Genomic DNA, 17,462 nt, shown 5'->3' with positions numbered 1-17,462 from the left:
GTCCCTAAGAGGTTAATCCTTTTGACTCGTTTCAAATTTTTTCTTCACTGCGATGAACAATAAGTTCAACTCGTTCAGAAAATTCTCAACTTTGGCTAGCGCAAAGGTTCTCGTACTAAATGTACGAGGTTCTTCAATCATCTTGCTTTTTCGTCGAAATTTAAAACTAGATATTTGATCTCGTTCCATATTTATATAATGTTATGTGTATAATGTTTTTTCGCAAAACCATAAGCATAAATCAATCTATGTGACGCACCCTTCTTGACAATTAAAAGCATAAGTGGTATGCTTCAAGCAAAGGAGGAAGAAAAAATGACTTTATTATTTGTATTATTAATTATTGCAATATTTGCATGTATGCTATTTGCAATTAGCTACATGAAGAAGCTAAACCTAAGCTTCAACGCTAGAGTTTTGATAGCTTTAGCAGTCGGCATCATTTTCGGCGCACTACTACAAATTATCGTTAAAGATAAGGAAGTCCTTGGAACATCAGTATCCTGGATTTCGATAGTCGGCAGTGCTTATGTAAAACTTTTAACAATGGTGGCCTTCCCACTAATCTTTATAAGCATCGTTAAATCAGTTGCTATGCAAGAAAGCGGCATGGGCAAGAGCACATTTAGGATTATGGCTGTCTTCTTAATCACAGTATTTATCGCGGCTATGGTATCTGGCTCATTATCAGCAGTCTTTGGACTAAATGCCGATGGACTAAATTCTGGTGAAAACGAATTGCACAGACAAGAGGTGCTTATGGAGAAGCAAGCTGATTTCAGCAAACTTCCTATGCAAGAGCAAATCGTTAATATCATACCAACAAATCCATTCTACGCACTTACTGGTCAAGGCAATAACGCAACACTTGCTGTTGTTTTCTTTGCTTTCATGATAGGTCTTGCAGCTATGCAGCTTAAAAATTATAAGAAGGACGTGGCAGATAGGTTTATTCAAGGGGTACAGGACATCTCCGATGTCATTATGCACCTTGTTAGAATCATAATTAGACTAACACCATACGGCGTTTTAGCTCTAATGATCAAGATCACTGCAACATCTGATTGGCAAGCTATACTAAAGCTTGTAAACTTCATACTAATCAGCTACGCAGCAATGATAATCATGGTTATAGTTCACATGCTATATCTATTGACAGCTGGACTAAATCCATTCACATTCTACAGAAAATCTATGAGTAATCTATTATTTGCCTTCACATCAAGATCATCTGCAGCTACACTTCCTATTACCATAAACAATGCAGAAAATAACTTAGGTGTGCCAGAGGGCATAGCAAACCTAGCATCGACACTTGGTACAAGCGTGGGCCAAAACGGTTGCGCCGGAGTCTTCCCAGCTATGGTTGCTGTTATGATTGCACCGACTATGGGTATAAATCCATTGTCAATAGCTTTTCTTGTTGAAGTAGCATTGCTATGCGTACTAGCAAGCTTCGGTACTGTAGGCGTAGGTGGTGGAGCTACTTTCACTGCCATAGTTGTTTTAAGTGCACTAAACTTCCCAGTTGGCTTAGTTGGTCTACTAATTTCAGTTGAACCAATCATAGACATGGGTAGAACTGCTCTAAACATCTCTGACTCACTACTTGCTGGGGTTATAGCTGCGAAGAGAACTGGTGTATTGAACGAAGAAATTTACAACAGAAAAGAAATTGTGGACTAAACTCTATTAAAGGAGGTTACAATTATGAAGATTATTCTTGAAGATAGTTTTAAGAGCGCTCTTAAGAGCGAAGGAAAAAACACTGTAACGATTGATTTACTGGGCTGCTCCGAATGAGGCGCAGGTGAAGTAACACCAATCGTGAAATTGGAAGAACCTAGTAATAAAGATGATTACGATCTTTATGAAGTAGATGGATTCAAGGTTTACGTCTTTGTTGCTGTCAGGGCGATGGACGATACGCTAACTTTGAAATTCAAGAAAATATTGTTTAAAAAGTTATACCTTGTTGAAGGTGTAATTAAATAAGAGATGGGCAGGTGCTATATTAAGCACCTGTCTTTTTATTTGCATTAAAGCAAGCCCTTTGACTAGTTTGAATTATTTTGCTTTCTCTGCAAATTAAAAAATATATTTAGTTTATGGGCTTAAGCAAAATTTATTTTCACAAAAATAATTTTCGATGTGCAAAATCAAAAAAAGGCTATTGTAAGCAAACTCACAATAGCCAATGCAAAAGATATATAATTTTAAATTTCATAAGAATAAGATATTAGTTCTTATCCAATAAATCAGATTTTGCGAAGAGAATTGATGGATAAGGCGCAGCATAACGAGCGACCGACCGACATCGTACTAACGGGTACGTTGAGGGAGGAAGCGAAGCGCGCGAGCCTTAGGCGCAATTAGAAGAACCTCACCCATCTTCAAAGCTACGCTTTGGATGGGTCCCGAGAACCTTGGTGCTTCGCACAAGCGCAAAATCTTATTTGCTTCTATCTAAGCCATAAAGCAACACATTCTTTGCTAAAATAAGAATAATTACAAAAGCAATTGCCGCTTCCACTCCTAAGAATGAGCCGTTGTATATAACTGAGTACATAAATGGGCCGTGGCCTGATCCTTCTGCATACTCTGCGAAGAAGATGTAGCCTGATGCAACGTGGCAGATGAATCTACCTAGTACTGCGATGATAACAGAGGCTGGTACGTAGAATGATTTTCCTTCTTTAACAATTTGTTTAGAGAAGCAGCCTGCAAGTCCAAGTAGTCCGAAGGCTAGTGGGTAGTCAAGTATAGCTTGGAATGGTGTTACTACATAGCCGCCTAGTATCATATCTAGAACGCCATACACTGCGCCAACGATGATGCCGTAGCCAGCACCGTGTCTTATTGCAAAGAATAAAAGTGGTATCATTTGTCCAAGAGTGATTGAGCCGCCTTGTGGCATCTCAAAAATCTTGAATCTACCAAGTACTATGGACATGGCGATCATAACTGCCGCTTCTGTCAATACTTTTGTGCTAAATTTTTTCATAAAAAAACCTCCTAATGATGTCACTAGGAGTTACTCCACTTGCCTACGCTGGTACTAACCAGATCAGGTCATAAGGGTCGATAAATCTCTCAGCCAATGGCTCCCCTAGTGATAAAATATTAATTATTACAATGATGATTGTAGCACAACGAAACTTAATTGTCAAGGATATAGACGAATTTATGTATTACAATTCTCTTCCTTTGTCAATATACACAGCGCGGCATAAAAAAGCTCCTACCGTAGTAGAAGCTCTTTCGTCTATATTAATTTTTCTTTACTGCAATATCTTTTCCGTCGTAGTCCATTGTGATGTTTTCGCCGTCCATAACTTCTCCAGCTATAATCATTCTAGAAAGTTTTGTCTCAACTGTTCTTTGAATGAATCTCTTAACTGGTCTTGCGCCAAAGGCTGATGAGTAGCTTTCTTTAAGGATGTATTCCTTCAAAGCTTCTGATATAGTCAAAGTGATGGATCTTGCTTCAAGTTTAACTCTGATCTTGTCAACTTCTTTTTCGATGATGTCAAAGATTTCTGCCTTCATAAGCGGCTTAAACATAACAATCTCGTCGATCCTGTTTAAAAATTCTGGTCTGAATGCGGCCTTCATCTCGTCATTAACTTTTTCTCTTGTCTCGTCTGTAATCTTGCCGTCTTCGCTAATTCCTTCAAGTATGTCTGGCGAGCCGATGTTGCTTGTCATGATGATGATGGTGTTCTTGAAATCGACTGTTCTGCCTTGATTGTCAGTTAATCTACCATCATCCAAAACTTGTAGAAGTATGTTGAATACATCTGGATGCGCTTTTTCTATCTCGTCGAATAATACTACCGAATATGGTTTTCTTCTTACTTTTTCAGTAAGCTCGCCGCCTTCTTCGTAGCCAACATATCCTGGAGGTGCGCCTATTAACCTAGATACAGCGAATTTTTCCATATATTCGCTCATATCGATTCTAATCATATTCTTTTCATCGTCGAATAGGTCTTGTGTCAAGGCCTTTGTTAATTCTGTCTTACCTACGCCAGTTGGTCCTAGGAAGATGAAGGAGCCGATAGGTCTGTTCGGGTCAGATAATCCTGCCCTGTTTCTGATGATGGCGTTTGATACGGCTTCTATCGCCTCATCTTGACCGACTACTCTTTGATGAAGTATCTCGTCAAGTTTTAGTAGTTTTTCCTTTTCGCTCTCTTCAAGCTTAGAAACAGGTATGCCAGTCCATTTCGATACAACGTCTCTGATCTCGTTTTCAGTAACTTCAAGCTTTAGATACTTTTGCTTTTCATTGACATTTTCGTTCTTTTCCTTAAGTTCTGCCTCAAGTTTCGCAAGTGTACCATATTTAAGCTCGGAAAGTTTTTCCAAATTGTATTCTCTTTGTGCCTTTTCTATCTCGTATTTTGTCTCATCTATCTTCTTCTTAAGCTCTTTAACGTCCTCTATCCTGTCTTTTTCCTCTTGCCATTTCTTTAGACTGACGTCGTATTCCTCTTGAAGCGCTTGCAAATCCTTGTTAAGCTCCTCAAGCCTCTTCATGCTGCGCTCGTCGTCCTCTTTCTTAAGAGCCTCTCTCTCGATCTCAAGCTGCATAATAAGCCTTCTCTTCGAGTCGAGCTCTTCTGGCATCGAGTCAATCTCAGTTCTAATCATCGCCGAGGCCTCATCCATTAGGTCGATGGCCTTATCTGGTAAATATCTGTCGGTGATGTATCTATCTGAAAGTACTGCGGCAGCTATAACAGCGGGGTCAGAAATTCTGATTCCGTGATAAACCTCGTACTTTTCCTTTAAACCTCTCAAGATGGAGATGGTGTCTTCAACAGATGGTTCAGTAACCATAACTTTTTGGAATCTTCTTTCAAGTGCCTTGTCTTTTTCGATGTATTTTCTGTATTCGTCAATGGTTGTCGCACCGATGGTTCTTAGTACGCCTCTTGCAAGTAGCGGTTTTAGAAGGTTGCCAGCGTCCATAGAGCCTTCAGTTCTGCCGGCGCCGACGATGTTGTGAATTTCATCTATGAATAATATTATCTTGCCTTCAGATTTTTCGACTTCTTTTAAAACTGCCTTTAATCTCTCTTCAAACTCGCCTCTGTACTTAGCTCCAGCGATTAGAGCGCCCATGTCAAGCTCGAAAATTGTCTTGTCTTTCAAATTTTCTGGCACGTCGCCTTTAACAATTCTTTGTGCTAGACCTTCGACGATGGCTGTCTTACCAACGCCCGGGTCACCGATTAAGCAAGGATTGTTCTTTGTTCTTCTCGAAAGAATCATAAGAACGTTTCTGATCTCGTCGTCACGGCCTATAATTGGGTCCATATTGCCCTTTCTTGCGTATTCCACAAGGTCTCTGCCGTATTTTTCAAGCGCTTGATAACGCATCTCAGGGTTGTCGCTAGTTACATTTTGATTGCCACGAAAGCCCTTCAAAGTATCTAAGAATGCCGCTCTCGTTATATTGTACTTCTTGAAAATGGCATCGATGTTCGCATTTTTCACTTCCATGATACCTAAGAATAGATGTTCAACACTTAGGTACTCATCTTGGAAGTTTTTCATCTCATTTTCTGCTAGTTCCAAAACTTTATTGTATTCAGCCGATGTGTAGATATTTGCGCCGCTTTGCTTAGGGAAATTGTTAATTATGCCTTGGGCATCCATAAGCATGCCGTCTACATTTACACCCATAGCTTCAACTGTAGTTCTGATAAGGCCTTCCTTGTCCTCAAGTAGTGCCTTAAGTAGGTGCGCTGGTCTTATCTCAGGATTGCCGAGTGACCTCGCAGCCTCATTCGAATTATTTATCGCCTCAATTGTTTTTTTCGTTAATTTATCCATGTTCATAATATCACCTTCTATTATATTTATTTATATTTTTTTTCTAATTCTTTATATAATTTTTCGCCTTCCTCATCAAGTTTTGGGTTCACCATGTTAAATCTGATATATAAATCGCCTGTTGCACCCTTCATATCAGTAAAGCCCTTGCCCTTGATCCTCATAAGCTTAGTAGTGTCGTAGCCCTTTGGCACCTTAATCTTGATCTTCTTGTCAAAGACTTCAACCACTCTTTCGCAGCCGAAGTATGCGCCCCAAGGGTAGATATCCACGCTAGTTTTGATGTCGAGGCCATCAAGCTCGTAGCGATGATCCTTTAAGAATTGAATCTTGAAGTAGATGTCGCCACTTACACCCCACTTTTCGCCCGCCACTTTTATGGACTTGCCAGCGGTAATACCCTTTGGTATGTTTAGATTTACGCTTATGTTCTTGCCGTCAATGTTTAGTGAGACAGACCTCTTTGAGCCACTGTATGCTTCATCGAGAGTGATGTATAGCTCAGTGTTGTACCTTTGTCTCTCTTTCTTTGCTCTGCCTCTGAATATATCATTTATATTAAAGCCTGCTGAGCTTCTGCTGCTTCTAGTGCCCCCCTGTCCACCAAAGAACATATTGAAGAAGTCAGAGAAGTCACCACCAGAGCCGTTTGTTTCGTATCTGTAATAAGTGCCGCCACCCGCATTAGCACCGCCAAAGCCGCCAAAACCAAAATCGTTCGGGTTAAAGTTTTGTCCGCCTCTGAAGTCGTAGTTCGAGCCGAAAGCGTCATACTTTTGTCTCTTGTCCTTGTCAGAGAGAACTTCGTAAGCCTCGTTTATTTCCTTGAACTTTTCTTCGTTCGCCTTGTCACCTTGATGCAAATCAGGATGATACTTCTTGGCAAGCGTCCTGAAAGCCTTCTTGATCTCAGCATCAGAGGCCTTTTTGTCGACACCTAATATTTTATAGTAATCTTTATACTCCATAATATCACTTCCTTTGACTATCTCTGACTTATTTATACCCAGCAAATGAAAATATAAACATATTTTTTATTTTTCAATGAAAATAGTAAAAAATAATAAAAAAGAAGCGATGATAATTAAATATCATTCGCTTCAGTGGTTTTATTATGAATTTATTTTTTATTTAGTTTAGTGCTTTGCCTTTGATTGTAATCGCAAATACATCATCTTCGTACGATACACTTGCTTCAAGTCCCATCAATTCACACAAATTCTCCACAATATTTAACCCCAATCCGCTCGACGCATCATTCTTCGACTTATCTATAGTGTAGTTCCTTTCGAAAACTCTCTCTATACTATCATCGCTTACTATATGCGCGAGATTAGAAAATTTTAGCTCGAAGTAGCCATCTTTGTACTTTAGCTCAATCTTGTCGCCGCCTTCGGAGTACTTCATCATATTTGAAATCAAATTGTCGACAACTATCTTAAGGTTCTTCTCATCTTGGAAGCATCTCACTCTATCCAAGCTCACTTCAATCATCTGGCCTTTGGCAATGTAGTAGTCGTAGTAGTTCACTATCTCTTCCTTGATAAAGTCATCGAGATTAAAGACCCTCTTATCAATCTTGTAGGATTTCGACACAAGCCTTGAAAAGTCATAAAAACCGTCGATGAGGTCCTTTAGCTCCTCGGCCTTCTTCTTGATTATCTCAAGGTACTTCTCGTCCCTAGTTCTCTCGTAGACATCGATGTAGCCCATGATGGAGGTAAGAGGCGTTCTAAAATCGTGCGAAATGTTCGTAATCATCAGGTTTTGGTTCTCGATCGAGGCGTTGTACTTTTGACCCATAGTGTTCTTCGAGTCAATGATTGCTTCAATTATCTTACAGATCTCATTCAATTCACCCGTATAAGAATAGCTTTGCAAAGCGACCTTAATCTCGCTTGCTTCCTTGTCCTCAAGATTTTCACGAAATTCTCTAAGCTCTTTTCTTGATAGGTATATGGTGTAAGAAAGATATGCCACAAGAGTTAAAAGCACAATAACAACAGTCATCAAATCTAAACCAAGAGCGGCTACTAAAAAAATTAGTGCCGCTGCTAGTATGATTGCAGGAAATACCCTCCTCATTAAAATTCTCTTTTTCTGCCTACAAAGTAGATGCCAGCCCAAACAAGAGCTATCCAGCCAAGCATGATATAAAGCAAGGTGTTAACATTCATAATTCTTTCTGTGTAAGTTATTCCTCGTAAAAAGTCAAATTCATAGCTACCCATCATTGTTGTTATTGATTGGACAATTCTTGATGGTGCTAAGAATATTAAATTTGGAGACAACCTAAATTTACTCAAAATTATTAAAAGAACTGGTTGGAAGATTGCCATGGCCACATAAGAGATGGCAATGGCTGAAGATCTGTGTCTTGTAAGTATTTGGAAGAACAAGACTAGTGACGCGTAAAACCATATACATGGTAGTAGATATGCAAAGCCTATAAGAAAGTTCTTCATCATATCTGCAAATGGTGTAGTGCTGGTAGGTGCGATAAGTGCGCCCCCAGCTAGAAGTATAGTGCACATGATGATCATGTAGACCAAGATATATAGGAAGGAAATGATTGCGTTTGCTAAGTAGATCTTCATCCTTGATTGGCCAAGAGCTAGGTTGTTGTTAATTGCGCCCGATGCGTATGGTTCAAGAGCTGTAAGGTTCACCATCAGAGGTATTAGTATGGATGCTATAGACATTATTTGACCTAAAGTGAAGAACATCATCGAAAGGTCACGGTCTACATCAAATCTGCTCTTTTGAAATCCTGCGAAGATGTATAAGACAAAGGCACACATTGCAAAACCGAAGATGTACAGACCTACATTGTACTTTCTTTTACTAATTCTAAAAATTTCTGCTTTTATAAAATTAAACATCTCTTCTACCTCCTACTAAGCTTAAGAAATAAGATTCAAACTCTTCCTTAGCTTGATTTATCTCGATAATTTCAACGTCTGCTGCTTGGAAGGCCTTGAATATGGCGCTGCTATTAACATTATCATAGATAGCTATAACATTATCAGCTAAAACCTTGTAATTATGAAGCTTCATGTCCTCTTCCAAAACTATAGCCCCTTTGGCAGCGTCGTCAACCTTGATCTTTGTCGACGATTTAAGCTTTTCATCAAGCTCATCCTTAGTAATCTCTTGGATAAGTCTGCCATTGTCAATAAAGCCGTACTTAGTAGCAACCATGTTAAGCTCGCTTAGGATGTGGCTCGAGATCATGACAGTAGTCTTCTTCTCTTGATTAACAAGTTTGATAAGGTCCCTGATCTCCTTGATACCGATAGGGTCAAGACCATTGATTGGTTCGTCAAGAATTAGAAAGACCGGGTCATCGATAAGCGCGATACCGATGGCAAGCCTTTGCTGCATACCTAGTGAGAAGTTCTTCGCCTTCTTATTCTTAGTATTTTCAAGGCCGATAAGCTCCAAAGTTTCGTTAACCTTCTTCTTTCTCTCCTTGATGTCCCTGTTGATCGCGATGTACTCAAGATTGTCCCTTGCACTTAGCGTTGGAATGAAGTAAGGCCTGTTGATTAGAGCGCCCGTCCTTCTCCTCGCTATGTTAATATTTGCGCCCGCATCGCCAAGAAGCTCGATAGAACCACTTGTTTGGTAGCTAAGGCCAGTTATGATTTTAAGTAAAGTAGATTTACCAGCGCCGTTCTTGCCGACAAGACCATAAATCTCGCCTTCGTTTACACACATGTTGACATCCTTTAGTGCGTAGAAAGAGCCGTAAACCTTGCTTACAGAATTTACCTTTAAAATTTCATTCATAGTTTTCACTCCTTTGTTTATCTTTATGGTCTTATTATAATATACAAATCTTAATTTTTTCTTAATTAAACCTTAAGAATTTCTTAAGAATCATTAAGTTTTGCTTAAGAATTCACTTTTAGCTGCACACAAAAAAGAGAGCCGAAGCTCTCTTATCGTATTGTTTATATTTAGCGCTTAATTTCGCAATCTTGTACGAAGAGTAGATTCTGTAGGCAAAAGAAGAACCTGGTCTTACGAACAAGAACCTTTGTAAACTCTGTCATAAGGCATGCATTGCCAATCGAACATCGCTCGCACTCGTTTTCTTGGTGCATGGACTTAACAACCTTTGCGCTATGCAGAGCGATTTGATAAAAAAATGAATAAGCATCGCATACAGATTTTGCGGAGAGAATTGATGGATAAGGCGATGCATAACGAGCGCCCGACCGACATCGTACTAACGGGTACGTTGAGGGAGGAAGCGAGCGCGCAAGCCTTAGGCGCAATTCTAACGCAAAATCCTAATTTTTGACTAGGCCATATGTGGCCTCCACATTCGTCACAAATATTATTCCCTTACCCTTCTCCTCAATACCTGTCTCTTTCCTTATCGACTCAACTATATCCTTTGTCATCTGCTCTTCGGATATAATCAAAACGATCTCTTTCTCAGGCTCGATGAACATGTTGAAGACTTTGCGTGCTTCTTCACTGCCGGAGCCTCTAGCGTTAACTATAGTGCCGCCTCTTGAGCCTGCCTTTTGTGCGGCTTCGATGACGTCTTCTGCGTTTCCTTTTTCAACTATTGTATAGATGGCGTTGTACATTGTTTCACCTCTTTTAATATTATCATTATCTTTATCATTATCTTCTGTGCCAAAGACGTTGAATGCGCTCTCGATGTAGGCGATTCCGTGGTTTGGCTTGTTTAGCTCTAACTTTTCTGTGATGCACGCTGCAAGGCTTCTTATCTCCTCGTTTGTGCCAAAGATTAGAAGTATCTCTTTCTTCTTGTCGTTTAGTCCAAGGTAGTCGAAGATTGTCCTTGATGCAGTGCCCACGCCTAGCATGGCTACTGAGGCTGTAATGCCTTTCTCATCAGCTAAGTGCAAGACTTTGCTTGCTTTGTGCTGCTCGACTATGACTACTAGCATCTCTAAGTGACGAGACTTTAAATTACGCATTAGCTCCTCCTCCTTTATTTTTTACGTAGAATAAACCAAGTATTTGCAGTGCTATTAAGGGTGTCATCGCAACCATGGCGATGGTACCGAAGCCGTCTATAAGCAAATCTGCCGATGGTGTTGACGCTGCAACTCCTTGCGCATAAGCAAGTATGAATGTTGCTGTCATTGGTCCTGATGCGACTCCACCTGAGTCGAAGGCTATGCCGACGAATAGGTTTGGCACTTTGCGCATAATGATGAATGTAAGTATATATCCAGGTAGCAAGACGTGCCAAAGCTGCATCCCTGGTACTAGTATCTTAAGTATCGACAAGGCAACTGCGATGCCGACACCTATTGACAAGGTCATAAGTACTACTGACTTTTTGATTGAGCCTGCTGTAACGGCCTCGATCTGATTAGTAAGTACGTGCACTGCCGGCTCTGCAAGTATAGTTAGAACACCCATTAAAAAGGCGATGGCAACTATGAAGGTCTTGCTGTGCTCTGTTGCAAGCACGCGGCCTATATAACGTCCGACATCCATAAAGCCGGAGTTTACACCAACTAAGAAGATTACTAGTCCTACGAATGTTAGCACGCAGCCTGTTGCGACTCTTGCGTTCATCCTCTTCGAGTTGTGGAAGAAGACTAGGTTACATATCGTATATATCACGATGATTGGTAGCAATGCGATAATGATCTCTTTTGCAACTATCGGCGCCTCGTGAATGAAGTGCGAGATGACTCCTGCCTCACTTGCTGCAGCATAGTCGGGTACGTCTCCAAAGCTTGGACTACCCAGCATACCAAGTAAGAGTGCACCAATGATGGCGCCTGCAGAGGCTATGCCTACTAAGCCGAAGGAGTCTTCTTCGGACTTTTGACTATCTTTGTTAATGGCTGAGGCACCTGCGGATAAAGCAAGTAAGAAGGGTACTGTAAGCGCCCCTGTAGTTGCTCCCGATGCATCGAAGGAGATGGCTAGGAAAAACTGGTCTGCAAGTATTCCAAGAACTAGTATGACGCCGTATGTTATGAGTAGGAATGTCTTTAGTGAGAAGACCTTTACTATACGCACCATGCCTAGCGATATCAAGACTGCGACACCCATTGACACAAGCATAACTAAGGACGACTTTGATACCACGCCTAAGGTCACATCACCAACTTGGTCTGCCAAGATGTGAAGGTCCGGCTCAGCTATGGATATAACGAAGCCAAGCACAAGTCCCATGATTGCTATGACCGAAAGCTTGCCGCTTTTAACTGCTGCGTGACCGAAGCTGTCTCCCATAGGTGTGATGCCAAGGTCGACGCCGATAAGAAATATCGTTAGCCCCAAAAGTATGAAAACTGCGCCTAGCAAAAAGCGTTTGAATAGATCTGCCTCAAGCGGTATGAATGTGAAGTTTAGTATGATTACAAGTAGCGAGATCGGCAAAACGGTCGCTATGACTTCTTTAAATTTTTCTTTAATCAAAATGTCACTTCCTTCTGTGCATATATTTTATTTAATCATTTAGACTGATAAACTGTTTAATTCCATTATAATGGAAACCCTCATTAAATACAAGTTATTTTTCAGTGAGGTAGTGCCAGTAACGCTTTGGCATATTGGATATCATGAGCTTTTCATTACGTCTCTCATCTATGGCAATTGCCTTGTAGAAGTCCTGCCAAGCCTCTTCGAAGAATTTTTCTCTCTCACTAATTTCGTAATTTAGCTTTTTTAGCTCCAGAAACTCTACTTTGCCGTCCATGTGCATGGCGGCCGTACCCCGCTTTACATCGGCGATGACGAAGTTTATCGTAGGAAATCTTTTTACAAAATGCGGCACGAGTAGTGTAAGGATGTCGTTTTTTGGCTCAAACTCAGCTAGCATCACGCCGCCCTCTACCTCTTTGAAGCGAAGTAGACCCTTGTACGAGTGGTTCTCTGATAAAACGCTTCTACGTATGCGGCGAAACTCGCTTGCCGCCTTCTCCGAAGAAAAGATGTAGCCGTAGCCGCGCTTGAAGATGCCCTTGATGGCGCGGATTAATATATCTTCTTTCTTAGGATCATAGGACAAAAAGACTGCAATGACTTCCCTCATGAAGCGGCTTGAAAATTTTTCTTTGATGGCATTAATTACGCGAGTCGCCTTTTCCATATCCGTCGCGATAAAGACCTTAGTGTCGAGTAGGGACTCTTGAGCCTCTCTCATGTACTTCGCGCGCTCTATGTCCTCATAAAGTTCAAAGATGACCGTCATTAATCCCTCGAAGCTTTGGTCGTAATCAAAATAACGATAGCTGTTCATTTAAGTTCACCTTATCCATGAGTTTTATGCGCAGCTCTTCACGAGTACCCACTTTACCACCTCTATAAACACCGCCTACTGTGATGAAGTACTTAGCACGCTTTAAGGAGATGTGCATGTTCTCAAGTGAAGTGTACGATAGCTTGGCAAAGCGCCTTGCGTTGATAATCCTTCTGCAAGTTGTCGGACCGAAGCCGGGCACGCGAAGAAGTTCCTCGTAGCTCGCCTTGTTGACTTCGATCGGGAAGAGCTCGATGTGCGTAATTGCCCAAAAAGCCTTCGGATCAAGGTCCAGGTCGAGCATGGGGTTTTTGCGTGAAACGATTTCATTCGGCTTAAACTTGTAGAAGCGCATCAGCCAGTCCGCTTGGTAGATGCGGTGCTCCCTAAGTAGCGGCGCAGCTTTAATGCCGGATGTGTACTTCGACTTAACAACAGGGACAAAGGCTGAGTAGTAGACACGCTTCATATTAAAGCCTTTATATAGAAGCGACGCCTTCGTGATGATGGTCTCGTCACTTTCATTCGCGGCACCTATAATCATCTGCGTAGTTTGACCCGCCGGGGCAATGAGTGGCGCGCTCTTGTACCTCAACCTGTCCTCTTTGTTCTCAGCTATCGCCATTTTAATATTGTTCATGGGCTTCATGATGCCATCAGTAGTCTTTTGCGGAGCGAGCATTTTAAGTGAGTTCTCGGTCGGTAGCTCTATGTTGACAGAGACTCTATCAATTAGAGATGCTAGTTTTGTAACTAGCTCTTTGGACGCGCCCGGTATGACCTTCATATGTATGTATCCAGCAAAATGATAAGTGTTACGAAGAAGCTCGGCAGTCCTGATCAGCTGCTCCATAGTGTAGTCGGGGCTCTTGATAACGGCGCTCGATAGGAAGAGGCCCTCGATGTAATTACGGATGTAGAAGTTCATAGTGAGCTCGGCAACCTCTTCGGGTGTGAACGAAGCACGCACGACATCGTTCGAAGCGCGGTTGATGCAGTACTCGCAGTCGTAAATGCAAACGTTGGTGAATAAGATCTTAAGTAGAGATATACAGCGGCCGTCCTCAGACCAGCTGTGACAGATGCCAGATGAGGCCGCATTACCGATGCCGCCAGTATTCTTGCGCGAAGAATTAGACGAAGAGCATGAAGCATCATACTTCGCCGAGTCAGATAAAATTTTAAGCTTCGCCTTTAAATCCATAGTATCACCTAAGGTAATTGTATCACTAAATGGCGATTTTGGCAAGATATGGGCAGGGATAGGGTAAAAAAAAGAGCTTATCCAATACAGATAAGCTCATTTTTTAGATAAATCTTATATTTTATCCGAAATACATATTAGTAATCAATCTTCTCCTTGCTGTGACAGATACAATCAGGCTTGTCACCAAAGATGTACTCAAGCTGCTCAAGGAAGTGTTCAAGCGCCTTTTTGTTTAGCGTATAATAAGTGTTCTTGCCCTCGCGGCGGCTCTTGACAAGCTCTGCCTCCTCGAGCTTTTTCATGTCACTAGAGAGAGTCGGCTGAGTGATGTCAAACTTTTCAAGAATCTCACAAGCACATAGCTCACCGCAAGATAGCATGTCAACAATCTTTAGTCTCTTTTGATCCGATATCGCCTTAAGCTTTTTAGAAACAGCTGCATATATATTTTCACTCATATCCTTCACTCCTTTCTTATTTATAAATTGATGATAGCACACACATAGAAAATAGTCAATATGTTTATCCCAATATATTTTGAAAAAGAAGAGGATTTGTACACGCATTATACTTATTTATATTGACTAGGTTTATTATAGATATTATTTTAGCTTTGCAAATAGAAAAAGCGTGGATATACCACGCTCATTACTATAAATATTTATTATAAGACTCTTATTCAAAGAATAATGTTACTCATCACTATATTGTCCGAAGAATAATTTTGCACATCGAAAAGTAATTCCCTCGCTTGCTGGTCTACGAAAACTGATAATTTCTATGCTTGTTCACACATCGAAAAGATAGTTCCACGCAGCTTAGTTCAACAAATTGACAATTGCTAAGCTTGTCCGACTAAAAATCCATATTCGTTCGCTACGCTCAACTAGATGGATTTAGAAGAACCTTGCCCCTTTGGCAAGAACCTTGGTGCAAGACACTCGGCCGTCGTCCTACGCAAAGCAATTGGAGCAATTTGTCTCAATGCGCTGCTTTTGGAACATATCTTTTCTCACTAATTACAGTTTTCTCCGAATGCTGCGCTCGTGAAAATCACTTTTCTCACTATTGAGATATTATAGATGGAACAAATTCCGTGGGCAATTTGAAGAACCCCGTCCATAAATGGACGTGAACCTTTGCGCTATGATGGATTGCGCGATGTGGAGATTTTTGTCAAGCGGAATGTACAAGTTCCGTAGACAATTTTATATCTTGCTACATTGTACAACGAGTAATTGAAGAACCCCGTACTTGCGTACGTGAACCTTTGCGCTATGATGGATTGCGCGATGTGGAGATTTTTGTCAAGCGGAATGTACAAGTTCCGTAGACAATTTTATATCTTGCTACATTGTACAACGAGTAATTGAAGAACCCCGTACTTGCGTACGTGAACCTTTACGCTACACAGAGAAAAAGAATAACCCCGTCCATAAATGGACGTGAACCTTTGCGCTATGATGAGATTAGCGAATTGATTTAGATCTCTTTTGTCCGAAGAGCAATTTTGCTGGAAAAGAAGAACCACGTCCATAAATGGACGTGAACCTTTGCGCTATGATGGATTGCGCGATGTGGAGATTTTTGTCAAGCGGAATGTACAAGTTCCGTAGACAATTTTATATCTTGCTACATTGTACAACGAGTAATTGAAGAACCCCGTACTTGCGTACGTGAACCTTTACGCTACACAGAGAAAAAGAATAACCCCGTCCATAAATGGACGTGAACCTTTGCGCTATGATTCACGGGACGAAGTGGAACGTAGCGCCCGATCGACATCGTACTAAGAGGTACGTTGAGGGAGGAAGCGAAGCGAACAAGTTCCGTGGGCAATTTGAAGAACCTCGTACTTGCGTACGAGAACCTTGGTGCTACGCACGAACGCAAAATTTAGTATCCGATGAAGGTAATGAAGGTGATTACCCCCTCGCTTTCAACTGCTACAAAGAATGGCTGTGTACACTCGATATTAAGCTCTGTCGGATTCTCTACAGGTGCTTCAGCACCGTCCTTTATATCAGTTACCGCCTCAGCTCTTACACCCTTGTCGTCAAGCTTGAAGCGTGCAAATTGTGTGATATCATTAATATATAGCTCTTCATCGCCCTTATTTGTGATAGTGTCCTTAACCTTGAAGCCCTTCGCAAGCCCCACGTGACCCGCATTTAGCTCCGCTTTCAAAACATCTACCTTAGTCTCGTCCAATATAGTAGGGACTTTTATATTAACATAGTCGTAGAACTTTGCGCCATTACCATCTTTATAATCGCGAAGTTTATTGACATACGTAGTAATATTTGCGGCGATCTTTGCAATTTTGTCCTTAGTAAAGTCCTTTGCCGCTATGAAGTAGACAGCTGAGTTAGTTTTCTTAAGAGGCTTCATGCCGACCATGACATCATCATCGTCGTAGGCAAGAGTGTCAAGCTCGCCAATCATGTACTTCTTCTTGATAATGTCCCCCGGCTTGCCGCTGCCATCGCCATATGTGCAAAACTCGTCATCCCTCATCAAACTCTTGTCAAATGGCTCAGCCCATTCGGACTCGAACTTAGTCGCGTTCATGATGGCAAAACGAGTCGCATTATCATATTCGCTAGGCCACAAAAGCTCGCCAAAAACCTCTTTCTTGGCGTTATCACTAAGCTTTACAGCCTCATCTGGAAAGCTCACGACGTTTATATTTTTATCTTTAGTCTCAAACTCATTCTTATTTAGCATGATAATGGTCTTAGTCTTAGTGCCACTAAGCTCCTTAGGCATATTTTCCTTAACAGCGTAGCCAAGGTACTCATCCGCATCAAAGTCCGCTGTCACAGTGCCTAGGCCCTCAAGAGCAAGCTTGTAAGAGTACGGCGAGTAGATAAGGTTCTTCTCGTCAGTATTGTTTATATAATCTTCGAAAATAGCTGTGTAGCTCTCAGATGTGAACTTGTCGTATTTCACATTGTCAACCTCAACTTTTTCCTTTGGCGCTTCAGGCACATTGGTGCAGCCCGCCATAAGTAGCATGGCTATAGTAATAGCCGCTAATATATTCTTAAATTTCATAGTATCCCTCCTCGTGCTACAATTTTATCATAATAAAGAGTTTTAGTCAAGAAAAAGCGTGGGACCACTAAACCAAATTTCGCTCATCACTATATTGTCCGAAGA

General features: G+C 41.2%; 14 protein-coding genes and 1 riboswitch. Of the genes, 2 read left to right on the top strand and 12 right to left on the bottom strand.

Annotated features, from left to right (window positions below; genetic code table 11):
• The first annotated feature begins 315 nt into the window (after positions 1-315).
• Together KO172_RS02830 and KO172_RS02825 are read left to right on the top strand one after the other, a co-directional pair.
• Positions 316-1,686 (top strand): cation:dicarboxylate symporter family transporter, encoded by a 1,371-nt coding sequence (locus KO172_RS02830; protein ID WP_215492049.1) that lies wholly within the window; start codon positions 316-318, stop codon positions 1,684-1,686.
• A gap of 141 nt (positions 1,687-1,827) precedes the next feature.
• Positions 1,828-1,995 carry a CC/Se motif containing family gene (locus KO172_RS02825; protein WP_215492048.1) on the top strand — a complete coding sequence of 56 codons (168 nt, stop codon included), beginning with the start codon at positions 1,828-1,830 and terminating at the stop codon, positions 1,993-1,995.
• Positions 1,996-2,452: 457 nt separating this feature from the next.
• Here the strand turns inward: KO172_RS02825 and thiT are convergent, their stop codons facing one another.
• The 12 genes from thiT to KO172_RS02765 form a co-directional block, all read right to left on the bottom strand.
• Positions 2,453-3,004: an energy-coupled thiamine transporter ThiT gene (thiT, locus tag KO172_RS02820; protein ID WP_215492047.1), complete on the bottom strand. Its 552-nt coding sequence runs from the start codon at positions 3,002-3,004 to the stop codon at positions 2,453-2,455.
• A 23-nt stretch (positions 3,005-3,027) separates the two neighbouring features.
• A riboswitch (TPP riboswitch) is annotated at positions 3,028-3,121 on the bottom strand.
• A 149-nt stretch (positions 3,122-3,270) separates the two neighbouring features.
• A complete protein-coding gene (clpB, locus tag KO172_RS02815; RefSeq protein ID WP_215492046.1) occupies positions 3,271-5,850 on the bottom strand; it encodes an ATP-dependent chaperone ClpB in 2,580 nt (859 codons plus the stop codon).
• Between the two features lie 20 nt (positions 5,851-5,870).
• Positions 5,871-6,812 carry a DnaJ domain-containing protein gene (locus tag KO172_RS02810; RefSeq protein ID WP_215492045.1) on the bottom strand — a complete coding sequence of 314 codons (942 nt, stop codon included), beginning with the start codon at positions 6,810-6,812 and terminating at the stop codon, positions 5,871-5,873.
• Positions 6,813-6,975: 163 nt separating this feature from the next.
• Positions 6,976-7,929 carry a sensor histidine kinase gene (locus tag KO172_RS02805; protein ID WP_215492044.1) on the bottom strand — a complete coding sequence of 318 codons (954 nt, stop codon included), beginning with the start codon at positions 7,927-7,929 and terminating at the stop codon, positions 6,976-6,978.
• Complete coding sequence (locus KO172_RS02800) at positions 7,929-8,726, bottom strand: hypothetical protein (protein ID WP_215492043.1); 798 nt, start codon at positions 8,724-8,726, stop codon at positions 7,929-7,931. The genes KO172_RS02805 and KO172_RS02800 overlap by 1 nt, the downstream gene beginning before the upstream one ends.
• Positions 8,719-9,636: an ABC transporter ATP-binding protein gene (locus tag KO172_RS02795; RefSeq protein WP_215492042.1), complete on the bottom strand. Its 918-nt coding sequence runs from the start codon at positions 9,634-9,636 to the stop codon at positions 8,719-8,721. Before KO172_RS02795 ends, KO172_RS02800 begins: the two co-directional genes overlap by 8 nt.
• A gap of 506 nt (positions 9,637-10,142) precedes the next feature.
• Complete coding sequence (locus tag KO172_RS02790; protein WP_215492041.1) at positions 10,143-10,805, bottom strand: P-II family nitrogen regulator; 663 nt, start codon at positions 10,803-10,805, stop codon at positions 10,143-10,145.
• On the bottom strand, positions 10,798-12,270 hold the full coding sequence (locus KO172_RS02785; protein WP_215492040.1) for a DUF1538 domain-containing protein: 1,473 nt from the start codon (positions 12,268-12,270) through the stop codon (positions 10,798-10,800). The genes KO172_RS02790 and KO172_RS02785 overlap by 8 nt, the downstream gene beginning before the upstream one ends.
• A gap of 94 nt (positions 12,271-12,364) precedes the next feature.
• Positions 12,365-13,093, bottom strand: a complete 729-nt coding sequence (locus tag KO172_RS02780) for a TIGR03915 family putative DNA repair protein (RefSeq protein ID WP_215492039.1) — start codon at positions 13,091-13,093, stop codon at positions 12,365-12,367.
• The gene (locus KO172_RS02775) at positions 13,071-14,297 is read right to left on the bottom strand and encodes a putative DNA modification/repair radical SAM protein (RefSeq protein WP_215492038.1); all 1,227 of its coding nucleotides are present in this window, start codon (positions 14,295-14,297) and stop codon (positions 13,071-13,073) included. Before KO172_RS02775 ends, KO172_RS02780 begins: the two co-directional genes overlap by 23 nt.
• Positions 14,298-14,434: 137 nt before the next feature.
• Entirely contained in the window at positions 14,435-14,758 is a 324-nt protein-coding gene (locus KO172_RS02770; RefSeq protein WP_215492037.1) for an ArsR/SmtB family transcription factor, read from the bottom strand.
• Positions 14,759-16,196: 1,438 nt separating this feature from the next.
• Positions 16,197-17,357 carry a serpin family protein gene (locus KO172_RS02765; protein WP_215492036.1) on the bottom strand — a complete coding sequence of 387 codons (1,161 nt, stop codon included), beginning with the start codon at positions 17,355-17,357 and terminating at the stop codon, positions 16,197-16,199.
• Positions 17,358-17,462: the final 105 nt, after the last annotated feature.

This window comes from Fenollaria sporofastidiosus (genome assembly GCF_943169635.2).
GTDB lineage: Bacteria > Bacillota > Clostridia > Tissierellales > Peptoniphilaceae > Fenollaria > Fenollaria sporofastidiosus.
Note: the sequence above shows the minus strand (reverse complement) of the source record. Positions and strands in the feature narration are given on the sequence as shown.